The sequence below is a fragment of the Thermodesulfobacteriota bacterium genome, from assembly GCA_040757775.1.
Taxonomy (GTDB): Bacteria; Desulfobacterota; UBA8473; order UBA8473; family UBA8473; genus UBA8473.
In genome coordinates this window covers 72107-91352 of the sequence record JBFLWQ010000007.1, presented here as the reverse complement: position 1 = coordinate 91352, position 19246 = coordinate 72107, and the positions used below count along the sequence as shown (strand labels likewise).

The window sequence follows — 19246 nt, the reverse complement described above, 5'->3', positions numbered from 1 at the left end:
TAATTTTTTCTGCCACAGATACCAAAGCATTCTAGCAGATTTATATTTTCTGATTTTCTATTGCAATAATTATTTCTTTAGATAAATCTTTCTGCTTGTCCTTCTCTTTTTGGAGATAGTCTTCTCCAATCTCATCTTTCAGGGCTGATATTTCGATAATTGCTTTTTTACGATTGTTATCATTTGAATTTAGAAGATTGGCGATGCGACGCAGGGTGTAGTCAGAGAGTGTGCCGTAATCAATTATGTCCTCGCGCAGGGTTCTTAAAAAATCCATGTACGGCAACAATTCTTCCCATGGATTTTTTATGAATGTGTTGAGATTATTCAACGCCTTCTGTTCCAGACTTTGCTCACTCACAGGCACGGTACGATGTTCCCTGAATTTCTTTACCTTTTCATAGCAATCCCAGAACACATTGCTTAAAGGAAGTTTTTCTTCATCTTTATCACAAACGATTTTATCAAAGACTTCCTCAAAGGTTGGCTGATATATCCCCGCCTGTGCCGTAGGCACTGCAGACAGGCAGTTGTCTTTCTCAGCATTATATTTAACGCTATGAATATATAGTTTTCCTTTTTTAAGAAAGACTAAAAGCTCATTTTCACCATATTTTTTGGCAACCTTTATACGAGACGGATAATTCTTTAAATCTTTAATAAGTGCTGGATTTCCTCTTTTGATTTCCAGATATTTTGTCAGCATTTTGGTATAAAAGCCTTCCTGTTCCAAATTGTCCGGGTTTTGTTGTATTCTCTCATACAATCCTGAAGGGGTCGGCTCTTCGTCAATATCAAATATCTTTGCGTCTTCACCGAGGGTGTTATGAATTAAAAACATCTTATTGCTGGCAATCTCCCGTGATTTTACAAGCTCTGCACCTTTTTCCGTAGGAAAGAAATTCACTATATAAAGCTCGTCAAAGACCTTTTTGCTGATACGGTTTATGCGGCCCACGCGCTGGATTACCCTGACAGGGTTCCATGGGATGTCATAATTAATCACCATGCCGGCACGGTTTAAGTTAAAGCCCTCGGAGATTCTGTCAGAGGCAAGGAGGATATCATATTCATCTTCCCGTCTGCCATATGAGGCATCAAAATTCTTATTTATATTCATTATCTTTGATGACGACAGGTCTCCGCCTATTACCAGCAATCTTTCGCAGAACTGTTTTTTCAAAATTGGCTCAAGATATCTGACTGTATCAAGATATTCAGAAAAGATTATAATTTTTCTCTTAGGCTCACCCTTTTTGGGCTTTTGTTTTAATACATCCTTGATATTTTTCAACAGGCATTCAGCCTTTGGGTCGTTTTTAACCAAATTTAAGGCTGATAGTTCTTTCAAAATATTATCAAAAAGAGTCAAATCTGCGTTTATGTGGGCAAGGAAATCGTCTTTGTATTTCAATTTATTCAAATCATAAATCTTATGGTTTTTAGGGTAATCTCCATTTCTTATCTTTTCAGAATAATCTTTCAGGTATTCTTCAATCTGGTCTAGATCCAAATCATAAATTTTGTATAAAAGAGAGCGGTCAAGGATATACTTCTGGGTTTTATTGATAAACTGAAGGGCAATCTCAGTAATTTCTTTAAAGTTCTTAATACTCTGTTCAAAGGACCCGAAAGAACTCTCAAAACGTTTGACTATCAACCTCCGCATAAAGTCATACAGGTTGCGCTGTTGGATAAACTGAAAATTTTCTCTCTCAGTTAGTTTCTCACCAATAACTTTTTCACGCTCAACTTCGTATTCAAATGGCCGATAGATTGCGCCATTGAATTGCCCGCCTTCATCAGGGTCGCCAAAATAATGGCTGACAATCTGGTCGTAAAATTCTGACTGCTTTTTGGTTAATTCAAAAAACCATTCATTTGGGTCTTTAACCTTAGAGAGGTTTTTGACTTCATCTTTGTAAAAAGGATTGTTTTGCAGGTCAAGGCGGTTGCGCCGGATAGTAACAGGCTCTATCACATCTCTGATTTGTCTGGCAAGATAATGTGCTCTCTGTTTTACTTTATACAGATTTATAGATGCTTCTTCAAAAAGACCCTTATAGTAATCTTCTGCTTTTCTCCTTTTGTATTCGTTTGGAGAGCTATGATACTTTCTTATGTAAGCAAGTCTATCAAAGGTTCCTTTGAAAACCCTGAATCTATCAACAAGATTATTTTCTAAAGTTATTGACGATTTCTTTGGGGTAATAAAGAGCTTTAGTAAAGACAGGATATCGCCGGGCCTGTTATTAAATGGTGTAGCGGTGAGCAAAATAACAATTTTATTGCGGCAGATGTTTTTTAAATATTCATAGTTCTTTATGTCCTGATTTCTGAAACGATGCGCCTCGTCTATAATCACTACTTCAATGTCTCTTGCCTTATACACAAAATCGGCTATATTCTCTAAATCACCGAGCGACCTGACTTCCCAATCATATAGCCGAAATTCTTCGGTGTATTTCATCCATCCGGAGTTCTTGTTCTTATCACCTACAATGCCTGGCGGACAAATGACAACACCACGTTTTTTTAATTCTCTTGCTACGGCACAGGCAATGATTGTCTTGCCCAAACCAACAACATCAGCAATGATAACCCCGTTGTTTTTCTCTATAATTGCAAGCGCCTGTTTTACTGCGTCAATCTGATATTGATAAGTAGTGTAGCCGTTTTCTTCTAATATTTTAATCAGCGACTGCCCAACCTCTTTTTGTTCAAATGAGTCAAGATAGGTTTTAAGGACTAAAACAAAAGCCTCAAAGGGCGTAATATCTTTAACAAGGGTCTCTTTTTCAACTGTCTCTATTAATTTCCTTTTAGTGACATCATCTTCGGTTATCTTTACTGCCTCATCCCATAATCTATCAAAATATTCTTCTGCATCATCAAAGCCAAAGTCGCTTATCTCAACATTAAACTCCTCCTGGGTTGTGATTCCGGCTTTTGTCAAATTACTGCTTCCGGTAATAAATAAGTTCCTTTTGACTTGGCCTTCTTCTAATTTAAACAAATAAATTTTCGCGTGATTCGGGTTATATGTCTTCCGAATGATTAGTTTGCCATCGCTTATGAGTTTAATAAAAAATCTCACCTGCTGATAAAATTCCTGTGTATCAAAATCTTCTGAATTAATCGATTTTTTAACTGATTGTAAAAATTTATAACTTCTTTCTTCATCTGATAACTGCTTATCCTGGTCAGCAAATTCGAGAAGCCCGAAATTTGTTTTATCGACATTTAACCCTACTAAAACCTTGATGGTTATATCTGGTTTTTCTTTTAAACCCTCATATAACTCTCTTATTCCGGAAAAATAGAAAAACCCTACCAAAAATTTTAATTCATCGCTTTTCTTAATCAATTCTATCAAGCGTTTTCTTAGATTAGTTTCGCTGTTGTTTGTAATAAAGTTTTTCATGCATATCCTTCAAGAGTCTTTTTTCGAATCGTATAAAACCCTGAGGTGTCGTTGATAGGGGGTGATGGTGTTGTATAGGCATGCAAACATCTTTAAGCTCTTCGATGTAACCACTAAAAGGAGGGAAGATCAGTTTGGTCTCTAGCGTCTGGAGTCCAGTGTCTGAATTGGCATTACACATCAACCCATTTCACAAGGGCATCCAGATTTTCTTTGCTGCTTCTGAACTTGTTATACGGAGAGTCCCAGTCGGGGTAACCAATGGCTATCCCAAGAACAATCTTTTTAGAATTGGGGATATTCAGGTGTTTCCTAACTATGTCAGGATATCTCGCTGCGGCGGCCTCGATACAGGTCCCAAGGCTATAATCAGTTGCAAGTAACGAGATGTTCTGGGTAATTATCCCAACGTCAAGGACCGAATAGGTTCCCAGTTCTTTATCGATATATATGTAGATCACGTTTGGGGCACCAAAGAACCTGAACATATTTACGTAGTGTTGATCCCTTTTTATCTTGTCTTCTCTCTCTATCGACAGGGCCTCAAAAAGCCCTTTACCTACCTCTCTGTATCTATTCATATTAGAATCTGGCCACTGTTCAGGCATCCCAATATCCGGGTTGTAAGGAACCTTATTCACGTGGTTATTAGATAATTCTTCAGCAAGCCTCTTTGCCGTATCACCCCCAACTATCGTAAACTCCCATGGCTGAGTGTTTCCCCAAGATGGGGCCAAAATGGCATCTTCCATTATCTTGACCAGGATATCTCTTGGGACGGGATTGGGTTTAAATGCTCTAATGCTCTGCCTTTTCCTTATGGCGTCTTTAAGTTCCATCTTTATCCTCCCCACTTTCTACATAACTATCTCTGTCCCTACACCTACGTCGGTAAACACCTCAAGAAGAAGTGCATGTTTTACCCTGCCATCTATAATATGGGTTTTTACAACCCCTTCTGTCAGAGCATCCAGACAGCAGGTTACCTTTGGTATCATACCTTCTGAGATTATACTGTCCTTGATATATTTTCTGACCTTCTTTGAATCTATAGTTGAAATTAACCTTTTGTTTTCATCCAGCAGGCCTTCTACATCGGTAAGCAATACCAGTTTTTCTGCCCTTAAAGCAGAGGCTATTTTCCCTGCTACAAGGTCAGCATTAATATTGTAGGTTTCTCCCTGGCTGCCTATACCTACAGGTGCAATAACGGGGATAAATTTGTTCCTGTCCAGAGCTTCAATAACATTGGGGTTAATGGATTCCACCTCCCCGACCATCCCTATATCTATAATCTCAGGGGCATCTGTACCGTCCTTTTGCTTTATTATATCAAGCTTTTTGGCTTTAATCAGCTGACCATCCTTTCCGCTTAGCCCCACTGCCTGACCACCGTGATGATTAATCAGTCCTACTATCTCCTTGTTTATCTTTCCTACCAACACCATCTCTACTACATCCATTGTCTCCAGATCGGTAACCCTCATACCATCGATAAATGTTGAGGGTTTGCCCATCTTTTCAAGAACCTTGCCGATCTGTGGGCCTCCCCCGTGAACGATGACCGGGTTAAAACCAACATACTTCATCAGGATGACGTCGAGGGCAAAATTAACTTTCAGGTCGTTATCAACCATTGCATGACCACCGTACTTTATAACTATTGTCTTATTATAAAACCTTCGGATATACGGGAGTGCCTCTATTAACACCTCTGCCTTGTCTATCAATTTTTCCATAACCAGTTCTCTTCAGACTGAAAACCTTAAAGGATATATCTGCTCAGGTCTTCATCTTTAACAAAATCTAACAATTTTCCTTTAACATAGTCAGTATCTATAACAATGTCTTTATCATTTAAATCTGGGGCGTCGAAGGAGATATCATCCAATAGTTTTTCCATAATCGTGTACAGTCTTCTGGCACCAATATTCTCTGTTCTCTCGTTAACTAAGCTGGCGATTTCGGCAATCTCACCAATGGCATCATCTTTAAAAATCATGTTTATATCTTCGGTCTTCAGTAAGGCAGTGTACTGTTTTATCAGGGCATTTTGAGGCTCTGTCAGAATCCTGATAAACTCCTCTTTGCCAAGAGAATCCAATTCCACCCTTATCGGGAATCTTCCCTGAAGCTCCGGAATAAGATCGGAAGGTTTTGAAATATGGAACGCCCCCGCAGCAATGAACAGTATGTGATCAGTTTTTACCATTCCATACTTGGTCGTTACTGTTGTTCCCTCAACAATGGGCAAAATATCTCTCTGAACCCCTTCTCTGGATACGTCAGGGCCATGGCCTGATTCTCTTCCGGCAATTTTATCAATCTCATCTATGAAGATTATACCTGATTGCTCCACCCTCTTTTTAGCAAGCTTACTGACATTGTCCATATCTATTAACTTTTGCTCTTCTTCCTGGAAGAGGATGCTTACCGCATCGGGGACTTTAAGCTTTCTCTTCTTTGTCTTTTCAGGAAAGAGGTTGCTGAATACATCCTTAAGGTTTATATCCATCTCTTCCATGCCGTATGCAGAGAAGACCTCTATGACAGGAATATTCCTGTGAGTTACTTCTAGATCTACAATTCTTTCATCCAGCTTCCCTTTTCGCAGTAACTCCCTTAGCTTTTCCCTGGTGCCTATTTGATTACTTTTAGCTTCAATATCTGTCCCGTTTGTTAATTTCTCACCAACGCCTCTCATTCCCGTTTGGTAAGGCAGTAATAGGTCTAAAACCCTCTCCTCCGCAATCTCCCTGGCCTTGCTGCGAACCTTTTCTGCTTCTTCACCTTTTACCATATTAACTGCCAGTTCTGTAAGGTCGCGAATCATAGACTCTACATCTCTCCCAACATATCCGACTTCTGTAAATTTGGACGCCTCGATCTTCAGGAAGGGTGACTGGGCAAGCTTAGCAAGCCTTCTGGCTATCTCTGTTTTACCGACCCCTGTAGGTCCAATCATAATAATATTTTTGGGGGCAATTTCATCTTTAAGATCCTCCGGGACCTGTTGTCTCCTCCATCTGTTTCTTAATGCAATAGCTACCGCCCTCTTTGCATTTTTCTGTCCTATTATATATTTATCCAGTTCTGCAACAATCTCTCTAGGCTTGAAAATTGACATCAATCCTCCTCAAAGCAACTAATTAATCTTTCGTCTAACATGTCATTTTGGAACCATTCTACCATAGTAAATAACATCAGAAGGTAGTCATTGCGAGGAGTTCGCCACAGGCGAACGACGTGGCAATCTTTATGAGATTCCTCGCTTCGCTCGGAATGACATTTCGGTTGAATGTCTACTTATTTAAAGACGTTCAATATAAGTTGTCTTCCGGTTACAATTCTTCTATAAATATCCTGTCATTGGTGTAAACACAGATGCCTGCTGCAATTCTCATGGACTCTTCGACTATACTCTTTACATCCAGATCAGAATGCTTTATGAGAGCCTTTGCAGAAGCTAAGGCATATGCTCCCCCTGAACCTATAGCAATTGCCCCTTCATCGGGCTCAATAACATCCCCGTTACCCGATATAATCAGGGTATGCTCCTTGTCAGCCACAATCAGTAGAGCTTCCAATCTGCGGAGTATCTTGTCTGTCCGCCAATCTTTCGCCAGCTCCACAGCTGCCCTGGTCAGATTGCCATGATACTGTTCCAGTTTACCCTCAAACTTCTCAAACAGGGTAAAGGCATCCGCAGTTGTTCCGGCAAAGCCGGCAAGGACATTATCGTTGTATAAACGCCTAACCTTCCTTGCACCATGTTTCATAATGGTATCGTTAAGGGTTACCTGCCCATCACCACCAAGGGCAATCTTCCCTTTATGCCTGACACACAAAATGGTAGTCCCTTTAAACATAACTACATCCTTCTATTGTTCACGGTATTGCCAACAGCGCACCATAACAGCGGGCTTAAGCCCGCTGTTGAACGCGCTGTTGAAATTCCCAAATGTCCAAAACCTGTGGAAGAGGCACATCGCCTCTCCTAAAGTTTACTTCTGGGGTGTGCCTTGTCATAGACCTCCATTAATTTGTCAATACTTATATGGGTATATTTTTGGGTCGTTCCCAGGCTCTTATGCCCTAAAAGCTCCTGAATTGCCCGCAAATCAGCTCCTGCATCTAAAAGATGAGTGGCAAAGCTATGGCGTATAGAGTGCGGACTGATATCTCTCATTATACCGCATTGAAAGACGTACTTTTTAACTATCCTGGCAACACTTCTGGAGCTTAACCTTTCACCCCTGAAATTCAGGAAAACAGGGCTTACCAATTCTCCCTGAGAGTACCTTTCAGGGAGCTTTCCTTCCAGCTCACTTACATGTTCAAGGTAATTCTTCAGGGCTTCTATTGCCTTTCCCCCGATGGGAACAATCCTCTCTTTTCTCCCTTTCCCTCTTACCTTAATAATACCCAAACTAAAGTCCAGATCATCAATATTCAGCCCCACCAACTCGCTTACTCTAATACCACATGAGTACAAAACCTCCAATATTGCCCTGTCTCTACATTCTAAGATGGATGATTTAACAGGTTTTTCAACCAGTCTGAACATCTCATCAACAGACAAAAAAGCAGGGATATGTTTTTCCTGTTTAGGGGTGGTAACCATAGCAGCTGGATTCATTGAGAGTATTTCTTCCTTAATCAAGAATTTGAAGAATGTCCGAAGGGAGGCGAGTTTTCTTGCAATGGAAGTCTTTTTATTTTTGCCATACAACTCCATTAAATAGGCTCTTATAACAATATGGTCTATCTTTGTTACACCTATCTTCTTATTGCCCTTACCCATACAGAGCCTTTGGGTTTTTAAGAAGTTTAAAAACTGCCTCAGATCGCTCATGTAATTCCGGCAGGTATTCTCTGATACGTTCTTCTCTATTTGCAGATACAGTGAGAAATTTTTGATTAAACTTTCCATTCGTATAATATAACTAATCTAAGCCCTTTGGTCAAGCAATCAATAAGAAATATATAGTCTTCCCTTAGAGTCAAATTTATGTCCTTCCATCTTTAATAATTTAGCCTTAATCTCTATGCCACCATCCGCTGAATATCCACCTAAATCACCATTGCATCTTATAACCCGATGACATGGCACAACTATCGGCAATGGATTTTTGGCAAGTGCGGCCCCCACTGCCCTAGAAGACATGGAATTACCCAACTCTTTACCTACCCACCCATAGGTTCGTACCTCTCCATAAGGAATGGATTTTGTTATCTCCCAAACCTCTCTCTGGAATTCAGTATAACTAGAAAGATCCAAAGAAAATTCAAAATCCACCATCTCCCCTGCAAGGTACCTCTCGATAGCCTCTTTAGTCTCCTTAAGACAATCTGAACAAAGAGCGATACCTGTGTATTTTGAAATCATACGCGAATAGACGCTTTCTTCTGTAGGTAAGAAGGGGAGTATCTCTAAAAGCCTTCCTTCTTTTCCAACAATACCGCACCAGCCAAAATTTGTATCGAATGCAGAATAAACCGTTTTACTCATATCTTTCTGTCCCTCCTTATTCTCTCTTTTATTATCTTAATAAAAGCATAGGATTCCTGACACTTAAGAAGATATGAACATAAGAAAAAGACGGCAGCCCCTATTATTATGCTACCACTTAGGGTGAAGATTTTTTCTTTAATACCCAAAACCATATCCCACGGTATCCTGAAACAAAAGAGATAGACCACAATCCCCATTGCTGTTGAAGAGACAGAAACCTTTAATACCGATAAAAGTATTTTCCTTGCCCCTATACTACCCAGTCTTTTCCTGAGGACCATCAGCAACAGCGCTATATTTATGGTAGAAGAAATAGACATGGCAAGGGCTATCCCTCCGTGTTTCAACCCTAAAGGAAAGGCTAAAATAATGCTGAGGATGATGTCAGCAAAAAGGGTGAGTATTGCGATCTTTACAGGCGTCCTCGTATCCTGGAGAGAATAGAATGTTGGGACAACAATTCTTCCCCCGGCAATTGCCCACAGACCAAGGGAATAATAGAGAAGGGCGTTTGCAGTCAAAAGAGTAGTCTGGTAGTCGAATTCTCCCCTCTGGAAAAGGATGCTAATGATGGGGACCCTGAGGACTATCAGTCCAACCATTGCGGGAATAGTCAAAAACAGCACTAACCTTAAAGCAAAGGAAAGGGAACCCTTTAGCTCATCGTAGTTTTTCATGGCTGCGTGCCGGGACATGGCAGGCAAAACGGCTGTTCCCACAGCTACGGCAAATATCCCAAGTGGAAATTCAATGAGCCTGTCAGCATAATAAAGATATGATATGCTGCCTTCGGGGAGGAAGGAGGCAATAAGGGTACTAACAAAGATATTAAACTGATATACCGCTACCCCAAAGACAGCAGGGAGCATGAGAATGCCAATCCTTTTTACGGCAGGGTGAGAAAAGTTGAAGTTTATCCTTAACCTCACCCCCTTGCCTCTTAAAAATGGAACCTGGAAGATAAGCTGTAGGCCCCCTCCAATAATGACCCCAACAGCCAGGCTGAATACCGGCGGATCAAAATACCGGGAAAAGCACAGGACTGTAATTATCATAGAGATATTGAGTAAAACCGGGGATAGGGCAGGGGCGGCAAAATGCCTTAGGGAATTTAGTACCCCCATACAGAGGGCAGTAAGACCGATAAAAAATATGTAAGGGAACATTATGCGATTAAGAAAAATGGTTAGTTCCAACTTTTCAGGGGTGTGAATAAACCCTGGGGCTATAATTCTTATGATCAGAGGAGAAAGGATTACGCCCATTATTGATATAACTACGAGGATCATTGAAAGAACAGTAAAGGATATATTTGCCAGTTCAAGGGCATCCCTTTTGGACTTTTTGGTTAAGTATTCGGTAAAAACAGGAACAAAAGAGACAGTTAATGCTCCTTCGGCAAGCAGCCTCCTGAGCAGGTTAGGTATTCGAAAAGCCACAAAAAAGGCATCGGCAGATAACCCTGCGCCAAAATATCTGGCAACCACCATATCCCTGATGAAGCCTAAAATCCTGCTCAAGAAGGTAGATGCTCCGACCACTCCCGCTGCTTTTGCGATACCTTTATTTTCAGACATACACTATTATTTTTTATACCTCTCCTATACAAAAAAACCGGCATCCTAAAGGCTAAGGGCGCTTTTGAGATCAACATTCCCCAACCTTCACCTGCCGGTAATAAAAAAGGCTTCTTCATTAACCTTATAGGTCGTAGTCTTCCAGTATCTTACCTGTCCGGGCCCTGTCTACCACTTCATCAAACTCTGGCCCAAGATCTGCCCCCAATTCTTGGGCCCTCTTCTTTGCCCATAGACCAACATTGCGGGAATCCTTATAGAATTCCTCTCCCCGGGGCTTGCTAGTGCTGAACTCTGCCATCCTGTCACTTTCTGATTTGTGGTACGCAACTCGGGACAACAGTCGGTTCAATTCCTTGCTTCCACAACCCTTGCATTTCAGTGTAGATGCCTCTGAAATCTTCAATATCAAAAAACTCATCACCCTCTGACATTGATTACACTGGTACTCGTATATCGGCATACACATCCTCCCCTGAACTTGGTTGTATAAACGGTAAAACTACAGTAATTTAGGTTTATTGTCAAGAAATTTAATCCGCCTAATGGCGGACTTTTTTCTTGACATCTCTTAAATATTTGGTAGCCTCCTTGTAAGGACGGCATTTATGATGCCCGTCTTTGCGGGTTCGATTTATCGAACCCTTACAGGTTCGCACCGAAGGTGCGCTAGGTCGGGGTTTTATATGTCCTTTGAGTTTTCAAAGATTTCATCGTTTATTATCCCCATAAGCATTATTTTGGGTTGGGTGCTTGCAGGGGTAATCTTACAAAAAATAATCTTTTCAAGGATTATCAAACTAGCCCATAAAACAAAGTGGGAAGGATATAATGTTGTAATAGAACCTCTTAAGGGTATGATATTGCTTTGGTTCCTTATTGCCGGGATATATTCAGCCCTCCCCAGCATCCCGCTGTCCGCAAAACTTTCAAATATGTTTCAGAAAGTCCTGCTGATTGTTGTTATTTTCTCTATAACATGGGTATTGGCAAAAATAGCGGTCGGTGTAGTAAAGATATACACCAATAAAACAGAGGGGGCATTAATATCGACATCGATCTTTACGAACGTGGCAAGGATACTGATTTTTATTGTGGGGGGCTTAATTATTCTACAGACCCTCGGCATCTCCATTACCCCCATAATTACTGCCCTGGGAGTCGGGGGGATTGCCATTGCTTTGGCGCTTCAGGATACTCTCTCCAATCTGTTCTCCGGATTTTATATTATCGCCTCAAGACAGGTAAAGGCAGGGGATTACATAAAGCTTGATACAGGAAACGAAGGTTATGTAGTAGACATTAACTGGCGAAATACAACCTTAAAGGCCCTTCCCAACAACATCATAATTGTTCCAAATTCTAAACTGGCATCCGCTATTACCACAAATTACAATCTTCCAGAGAGAGAACTTTCAGTGCGTGTTCAGGTTGGGGTAAGCTACGATAGTGATCTTGAACACGTGGAAAAAGTAACAATCGAAGTGGCAAAAGAGGTAATGGAAGACATTGTGGGGAATGAGCTGTCTTTTGAGCCTTTTATTCGTTACCATACCTTTGCCGACTTCAGCATAAACTTTACTGTAATAATGCGTGGCAGGGAATTTATTGACCAATACATCCTGACACATGAATTAGTGAAGAAATTACACAAACGATATAAGAAAGAGGGTATTGAAATTCCATTTCCAATTAGAACGGTTCATATGAAAGAGACAAAACCGTAAGGCGGCAGGAGGATATAGGGTAAATGTCTAAAAGATTCTTTTTTCTTACAGCATTAATTTTGGTATTTGTGTTGATAGGGATATGGGTTGTAATTAAAGGAGACCTTACTCCACCAAAAATAATCTTCGGGAAAGATATAGGGTTCCTTGGCCAAAACCAGGAACTTGGGTTTTCGGTAGAGGACCAGAAGAGCAAAATAGTGTATGTTCAGGTATCAATAAAACAGGGGGATAGCGAGAAAAAAATTTCAAACCTTGACTTTCCCACGAAGGGAGAACATAAACAGGATATAAAACTCTCTATAAAACCTCTTGTATTGGGATTAAAAGATGGAAAGGCAACTCTAATAATTTCAGCCCGTAATAGTTTCCTGTTTAAAAATGAGTCCCGATTGGAAAAGGAGGTTGTCGTTGATACCCTTCCACCACAAATAGGTCTTACTAGCTTGAATCATAATATAAACGTGGGAGGCAGTTGTTTAGTGCTCTACAGTGTTTCCAAAGATGCCCTAAAGAGTGGCATCCTGGTAGGAGACCTTTTCTTTGGCGGCTATCCCGTTACCCCTGACGGGGCGCATGTAGCTTACTTTGCCCTCCCCTGGGATGCCGTTAATCCACTCCCAATTATGCTTATGGCTCAGGATAGCGCCGGGAACACAACTAAAATATCCTTCCCCCACTTGATTATCAGTAAAAAATTTATAGAAGCCAAAATGGATATCTCAGATAGTTTTCTAAATCAAAAGATGCCAGAATTCAGTGCCAGATATGATAACCTTCGGGGGGAGAACCTTGATATATATTTGAAGGTAAATGGCTGGTTGCGTAAAGAATGCGACAGAAAAATAAAGGCTGTCTGCAGCAAATCAAATCCTAAGAGATTATGGGACGGGGGGCCATTTTTGAGGACCGAAGGTTCGCCTAAAGCACAATTTGCCGAGAATAGGACTTACTACTATCAGGGTAGAGAAATTGATAAACAGGTGCATCTTGGGGTAGACATCGCTGCATTGGAACAATTCCCGGTGAAGGCAGCTAATAATGGGATAATAGTATTTGCTGATTATTTAGGGATTTATGGGAATACCGTAATTATAGACCACGGCCAGGGCATCTTTAGTCTGTATTCCCATCTCAGTAGTTTCAAGGTAAAACCCGGGGTAGAAGTGCAGAAAGGGGATGTTATTGGTAATACAGGTACTACTGGACTCGCCGGAGGAGACCATCTCCACTTTAGTATGCTGGTCCAAGGTACTTTTGTTAATCCCAAAGAATGGTGGGATTCTCATTGGATTAAAGACAATATAACTGCTAAACTTCAGCCTGCTTCATCCAATTAAATGAATCTCTGGTAATTACACACTCTGTTGCTTTGTCAGACCCTCCTTCAAAAAAGCATACCCCTACCTGTCTTCTATCTGGCATCCTGTTCTTCTTTGTCTCTATTGGAAGTGTATTCTCTATTCGACTGATTTTGACTCAGGTTTTTATCTTTTGTTCACAGACCCAATAACCGGCTTTTTTAAATGATAATCGGTATGCTGTTCGAAGGCATATGCCACCTGCAGAAGTCTTTCTTCATCAAAATGTCTTCCCAAAAGCTGTAATCCTATAGGCAATCCCTCTCTGCTAAAACCACAGGGGATGGATATGCCAGGAATGCCAGCTAGATTTGCCGGGATTGTAAATATATCGGAAAGGTACATCTGCAAGGGATCATCTGTCTTTTCTCCAATCTTGAAGGCAGGAGTCGGCGCGGTAGGAGTGAGCAGCACATCGCACTCTTTAAATGCTTCATCAAAGTCCCTCTTTATAAGGGTTCTAACCTGCGACGCTTTTTTATAATAGGCATCGTAATACCCTGCAGAAAGTGCATAGGTGCCGAGCATGATTCTCCGTTTAACCTCTTGACCAAATCCCTGAGATCTGGTCTGTGTATACATCTCCATTAATCCTTTAGCCCCCTGAACTCTATATCCGTATTTTACACCGTCATAACGGGCAAGATTAGAACTCGCCTCTGCCGGTGCAATCAGATAATAGACCGCTACTGCGTGCTCACTATGGGGCAGGGAGACCTCTTTGTAAGTTGCCCCCAGCTTCTCCATCTCTTTTACCGCACTCCATAAAGACTTGTCTACATCAGGGGCAATCCTTTCTATAAAATACTCCTTGGGAATGCCTATCTTTACCCCCTTTATATCTCTCCCAAGGCTCTTTTCATAATCAGACACCTCAACGTTTATAGAGGTGGAATCCAATTTATCATGACCACTTATAACGGACAACAGGATACTACAATCTCTGACGTCCTTTGTCATAGGACCAATCTGGTCCAGGGAAGAGGCAAATGCCACCAGTCCAAAACGGGACACCCGCCCGTAAGTTGGCTTTAGACCAACTATGCCACAGCATGCTGCTGGCTGCCTGATGGACCCTCCGGTATCAGACCCCAGGGCTGCAATACTCTCATCTGCAGCAACCGCGCTTGCAGAACCGCCGCTGGACCCCCCCGGTATTCTTTCCAGATCCCAGGGATTGCGGGTTGCACCAAAGTACGATGTTTCCGTAGACGACCCCATAGCAAACTCATCCATATTGGTCTTGCCAATAAAAACCGGCAGGTGTTCCTTTAATCTCTCAATTACACTCCCATTATATGGAGGTATGTAATTCTCCAGTATCTTTGAACCACAGGTAGTCTTTATCCCTTTTATACACATGTTGTCCTTTATCGCCAGAGGAATACCCGTCAGTCTGCTCGGCTTACCTTCTTTGATTCTCATGTCGGCAATTTCTGCTTGCCTCAATCCCTGCTCCTTCATTATCGTGATAAATGCCCTTGTTTTTCCTTCAACATCCTCTATTCTTCTGAATACAGACTCTGTTATCTCCTTTGAAGTAACTTCCCCTTTTCCCAACATCTCTTGTAATTCGTGTATAGTCAACCTATACAATTCCATATCTGCTCAGTCCTCATTCACTCTATAATCCTGGGAACCCTGAAGCAGCCTCTCTTACCATCAGGGGCATTCATCAGGGACTCTTCTTTCGAGATGGACGATTCAACCTTATCATCCCTGAATACATTGCTTATGGTGCTGGCATGGGAGGTAGCTTCAACTCCTCTTGTATCCAATTCTCTTAACTTGTCAAAATAAACGAGTATAGTGTTAAGTTGGCTGGCAAACTTTTCCTTTTCCTCCTCTGTGAATCCCAGACGTGCCAATCTTGCTACCTTATCAACCTCTTCCTTGGTTATCTTCATACCCTTGTCCTATCTTAAAACCTTACTCCACTGTCACGCTTTTTGCCAGGTTTCTGGGCTGATCAACGTCTGTTCCCCTCAGCACTGCAATATGATATGCCAAAAGCTGGAGGGGGATAGCAAACAAAATGGGGCTTAAGGATGGTATTGTTTGAGGAATAAAAAACACATCGTCGACCTTCTTTGCAATCTCCCTGCGGGATATGCTTGCTATTGCTATTATTTTCCCCCGCCTCGCCTTTACCTCTTCAATGTTGCCTACAATCTTTTCATAAGATATATCGTTTGATACCAGGACCACCACGGGCATATCATTGTCGATTAGTGCGATGGGGCCGTGCTTCATTTCACCTGCCGGGTAACCTTCTGCATGGATATACGAAATCTCCTTTAGCTTCAATGCCCCTTCTAAAGCAAGAGGATAATTTATCCCCCTTCCTAAGTATAGAAAATTTTGGCAACGGAAATACTTCTTGGCTATCTCCTTGATCTCCCCTTCCCGTTCCAGAATATCTTCAATATTATGGGGGATCTTGGCTAGCTCTCCCAGAATATTCTTTGTTCTTCTCGCAGTGGTACTCTTCTTGATTTTGGCCAGATAAAGAGTCAGAAGATAAAGTGCCGCCAGTTGAGTAGTAAATGCTTTGGTAGATGCTACGCCTATCTCTGGCCCGGCATGGGTATATATTACCCCGTGGGATTCACGAACGATGCTGCTATCCAACACATTACAGATTGAGAGGGTTCTTCCCCCTTTTCTCTTAGTCTCTCTTAATGCCGCCAGAGTGTCTGCTGTCTCCCCGGATTGGGAAATAAAGATCGAGAGTGTTGCCTCATCTATTATTGGATCTCGATAGCGAAACTCCGACCCTAGGTCTACTTCAACAGGAATCCGACAAAATTCCTCAATCATAAATTCCCCTACCAGGGCAGCATGGAAAGATGTACCGCAGGCAATCAGGAGTATGCGGTTTATCTTGCCCAATTCTCCAGGAGAGATATTCATCTCTTCCAGGGAAACCTCACCTCTGCCCTTGAAAATCCTCCCTCTTATAGTATCGGTTATAGACCGGGGCTGTTCAAATATCTCCTTTAGCATAAAGTGCTTATAGCCTTCTTTTTCCGCCATAACAGGGTCCCAGAGAATCTTTTTGGGCTCCCTGTTAATCTCCTTGCCTTCAAGAGAAATTATCCTTGCCCCATTGTCCGATAGAACTGCCATCTCATTGTCATCTAAGAAGATTACCCTTCTTGTGTGGTTCAGAATTGCAGGGATGTCAGACGCCACAAAGAATTCATCCTCTCCTAACCCTATCACTAGTGGGCTTTCCTTTTTAGCAGCAATAAGCTTTCTTGGTTCTTTCTCATAGAGAACCGCTATGGCATATGACCCCTTCAGCTTTTTCATAGCCTTTCTAACGGCAGACTCAATGTCTTGCCCTGAAGCAATAAACCTGTCTATGAGATGGGATATAATCTCAGTATCTGTCTCGGATTGAAACTTACATCCTTCGGAGATCAATATCTCTTTCAACTCAACATAGTTCTCTATTATTCCATTATGTACAACTGCCACCCCGCCGGCTTTATGGGGGTGGGCATTTTCCTCAGATGGTCTACCATGGGTTGCCCACCGTGTATGCCCTATGCCAACGCTTCCACAAAAAACCTCGTTTCTTATAGAATCCTCCAGATTTTTTATTTTTCCCTTACAACGGCGCACTTCAATGCCACCATTATCAAAAACAGCGATTCCTGCCGAGTCGTATCCCCTGTACTCAAGTCTCTTAAGTCCCTCTAACAGGATAGGTGTGCTCTTCCTCTTTCCTATGTAGCCAATTATGCCGCACATAATTATGTCTCTATTTTACTTCCTCTTCTTGGTCACCTGTTTTGCCCGGCCTAATGCCAAGTTGCCCGAGGGGACATCCTCTGTGATAGTTGACCCTGCTCCGATGTATGCCCCTTCACCAATCTTAACGGGTGCTATAAATTGGGTATCACTCCCTATAAATACATTGTCTTCTATGATTGTCTGATGTTTTTTGAATCCATCGTAGTTACATGTAATGGTCCCTGCCCCAACATTTACCCCCTTACCCAGTATGGCATCTCCTAAATAGCTGAGGTGAGCTGCCTTGCTCCCTTCTCCAATCCTTGACTTCTTAACCTCCACAAAATTTCCTATCTTAACTCTGTCCTCTAACTCTGTATCGGGTCTCAAATGGGCAAAAGGGCCAATTACAACTCTATTGGCTATCTTACTATCACTGATAACACAACAGGTCTTTATGGTCACATTATCACCAATTATAGAATTGGTAATCATGGATCCGGGTTCGATTGTACATTCTCTCCCTATTTGTGAGTTGCCTTGTATATAGCAATTGGGATAAATCACCGTGTCTCTTCCTATCCTGACGTTCCTTTCTATGAATGTCGTCCGGGGATCTATAATACTTACCCCCTCCATCATTAGTTTATAGAGAATACCTTTTCTAATGACCTCGTTCGCCTTTGCCAGTTCTTCTCTATTGTTTATCCCCATAACCTCAAAAGAGTCCTCTGCTAAAAAGCCCTTTGCCTTCTCTTCAACCTCTGTGGCTATCGCTACGACATCGGTCAAATAATACTCATACTGCCTATTTTCTCTGCCAACCATTTGCAGAGCACGAAATAAATAGCTGGCTTTTGCACAGTATATCCCCGTGTTGACTTCCTTCATTTCTTTCTCCACATCAGTAGCATCTTTTTCTTCCACAATCCTTAAAATCTCGCGGTCATTACCTCTTATTATTCTTCCATAACCCTCAGGACTCGGGAGATTCGTTGTTAAAACGGTAATCTTAGAATTTTCTTTCCGGTGAACGGCTATCAATGCTCTGACGGTACCTTCCTTAATTAGGGGCACATCGCCACATAGTATTAATATGTCTCCTTTAAAATCCTTCAGGGTGTCCTTTGTACACAAAACAGCATGCCCTGTACCTAGTTGCTCTTTCTGTTCGACAAAAGTCAGACCTTCCTCTTTAAACCGCTCCCTTATAAGCTCTGCCTGATACCCTGTTACCAGTATAATATCCTTAGAATTTATCTTTCTGGCCACCTCTATAGGGAAGGACAACATGGGCTCACCCATCAATGGATGAAGTACCTTCACAAGATTGGACTTCATCCTTGTGCCCTTACCAGCAGCCAGAATTACTGTGACTATTTCTCTCACACCAATCCTTCTCTGAAAAAAATTCCCCTTGCTACTTACCAAAATAAAAAAGGGACAGGGTTTTTAAACCCGTCCCCCTTTAAGGGATATAGCCTCAGGCTTATCTCGCCCTTGAAGCAACCTGGATCCTCGCTAGTGCCCTGCTCAAAGCCGCCTGGGCTCTTGCATGGTCTATTTCTTCCTTGCCTGCCTTTTTAATTCTCTCTTCTGCTCTGGCTCTGGCTGCTTCAGCCCTTTTTAAATCTATCTGCTCAGCTTTTTCAGCAGTCTCAACCAGGATATAAACTCTATTGGCTGTCACTTCTGCAAAACCCCAGTTCACTGCAAGATAGCTTGGGTTTCCATTTTTCCGGTATCTAATTTCTCCAATTTTCAATGTTGTAATAAAGGGGGTGTGTCCGGGAAGAACCCCGAATTCGCCCTCTTCCCCAGGGGCGGTTACTTCATTAACCTCCTCCGTTATTACAGACCTTTCTGGTGTAACTATATCCAAAAGAATTTTCCCTTCCACA

General features: G+C 41.8%; 16 protein-coding genes. 2 read left to right on the top strand and 14 right to left on the bottom strand.

What is annotated here, in order from left to right; translation table 11 throughout:
* Positions 1-40 precede the first annotated feature (40 nt).
* The 9 genes from AB1401_06430 to AB1401_06390 all read right to left on the bottom strand — a co-directional run bounded on the left by AB1401_06430 (position 41) and on the right by AB1401_06390 (position 10979).
* The gene (locus tag AB1401_06430; GenBank protein ID MEW6615088.1) at positions 41-3424 is read right to left on the bottom strand and encodes a helicase-related protein; all 3384 of its coding nucleotides are present in this window, start codon (positions 3422-3424) and stop codon (positions 41-43) included.
* A gap of 173 nt (positions 3425-3597) precedes the next feature.
* Entirely contained in the window at positions 3598-4263 is a 666-nt protein-coding gene (locus tag AB1401_06425) for a nitroreductase family protein (GenBank protein ID MEW6615087.1), read from the bottom strand.
* Between the two features lie 18 nt (positions 4264-4281).
* A complete protein-coding gene (gene argB / locus AB1401_06420) occupies positions 4282-5163 on the bottom strand; it encodes an acetylglutamate kinase (GenBank protein ID MEW6615086.1) in 882 nt (293 codons plus the stop codon).
* A 26-nt stretch (positions 5164-5189) separates the two neighbouring features.
* Positions 5190-6551, bottom strand: coding sequence for an ATP-dependent protease ATPase subunit HslU (hslU, locus tag AB1401_06415; protein ID MEW6615085.1), 1362 nt, complete (start codon positions 6549-6551; stop codon positions 5190-5192).
* Positions 6552-6765: 214 nt separating this feature from the next.
* Positions 6766-7293 carry an ATP-dependent protease subunit HslV gene (hslV, locus tag AB1401_06410; protein MEW6615084.1) on the bottom strand — a complete coding sequence of 176 codons (528 nt, stop codon included), beginning with the start codon at positions 7291-7293 and terminating at the stop codon, positions 6766-6768.
* A 128-nt stretch (positions 7294-7421) separates the two neighbouring features.
* Positions 7422-8357, bottom strand: a complete 936-nt coding sequence (gene xerC, locus AB1401_06405; GenBank protein MEW6615083.1) for a tyrosine recombinase XerC — start codon at positions 8355-8357, stop codon at positions 7422-7424.
* A gap of 39 nt (positions 8358-8396) precedes the next feature.
* Positions 8397-8936 carry a methylated-DNA--[protein]-cysteine S-methyltransferase gene (locus AB1401_06400; protein ID MEW6615082.1) on the bottom strand — a complete coding sequence of 180 codons (540 nt, stop codon included), beginning with the start codon at positions 8934-8936 and terminating at the stop codon, positions 8397-8399.
* On the bottom strand, positions 8933-10516 hold the full coding sequence (murJ, locus tag AB1401_06395; protein ID MEW6615081.1) for a murein biosynthesis integral membrane protein MurJ: 1584 nt from the start codon (positions 10514-10516) through the stop codon (positions 8933-8935). Before murJ ends, AB1401_06400 begins: the two co-directional genes overlap by 4 nt.
* Before the next feature lie 124 nt (positions 10517-10640).
* Positions 10641-10979 (bottom strand): zinc ribbon domain-containing protein, encoded by a 339-nt coding sequence (locus AB1401_06390; GenBank protein ID MEW6615080.1) that lies wholly within the window; start codon positions 10977-10979, stop codon positions 10641-10643.
* Between the two features lie 223 nt (positions 10980-11202).
* Between AB1401_06390 and AB1401_06385 the strand changes: the two genes are divergently transcribed.
* Positions 11203-12243, top strand: a complete 1041-nt coding sequence (locus AB1401_06385) for a mechanosensitive ion channel family protein (GenBank protein MEW6615079.1) — start codon at positions 11203-11205, stop codon at positions 12241-12243.
* Positions 12244-12266: 23 nt separating this feature from the next.
* Positions 12267-13583: a M23 family metallopeptidase gene (locus tag AB1401_06380; protein MEW6615078.1), complete on the top strand. Its 1317-nt coding sequence runs from the start codon at positions 12267-12269 to the stop codon at positions 13581-13583.
* A 147-nt stretch (positions 13584-13730) separates the two neighbouring features.
* On the opposite strand, the gene gatA is transcribed toward AB1401_06380, so the two are convergent.
* From gatA to AB1401_06355, 5 genes are all read right to left on the bottom strand, one after another.
* The gene (gene gatA, locus AB1401_06375; GenBank protein ID MEW6615077.1) at positions 13731-15206 is read right to left on the bottom strand and encodes an Asp-tRNA(Asn)/Glu-tRNA(Gln) amidotransferase subunit GatA; all 1476 of its coding nucleotides are present in this window, start codon (positions 15204-15206) and stop codon (positions 13731-13733) included.
* Between the two features lie 17 nt (positions 15207-15223).
* Positions 15224-15511 carry an Asp-tRNA(Asn)/Glu-tRNA(Gln) amidotransferase subunit GatC gene (gene gatC / locus AB1401_06370; protein MEW6615076.1) on the bottom strand — a complete coding sequence of 96 codons (288 nt, stop codon included), beginning with the start codon at positions 15509-15511 and terminating at the stop codon, positions 15224-15226.
* Between the two features lie 22 nt (positions 15512-15533).
* Positions 15534-17363, bottom strand: a complete 1830-nt coding sequence (gene glmS, locus AB1401_06365; protein MEW6615075.1) for a glutamine--fructose-6-phosphate transaminase (isomerizing) — start codon at positions 17361-17363, stop codon at positions 15534-15536.
* 15 nt (positions 17364-17378) lie between these two features.
* Positions 17379-18734 carry a bifunctional UDP-N-acetylglucosamine diphosphorylase/glucosamine-1-phosphate N-acetyltransferase GlmU gene (gene glmU / locus AB1401_06360; GenBank protein ID MEW6615074.1) on the bottom strand — a complete coding sequence of 452 codons (1356 nt, stop codon included), beginning with the start codon at positions 18732-18734 and terminating at the stop codon, positions 17379-17381.
* Between the two features lie 100 nt (positions 18735-18834).
* On the bottom strand, positions 18835-19245 hold the full coding sequence (locus tag AB1401_06355; protein ID MEW6615073.1) for a F0F1 ATP synthase subunit epsilon: 411 nt from the start codon (positions 19243-19245) through the stop codon (positions 18835-18837).
* Between the last annotated feature and the right edge of the window lies 1 nt (position 19246).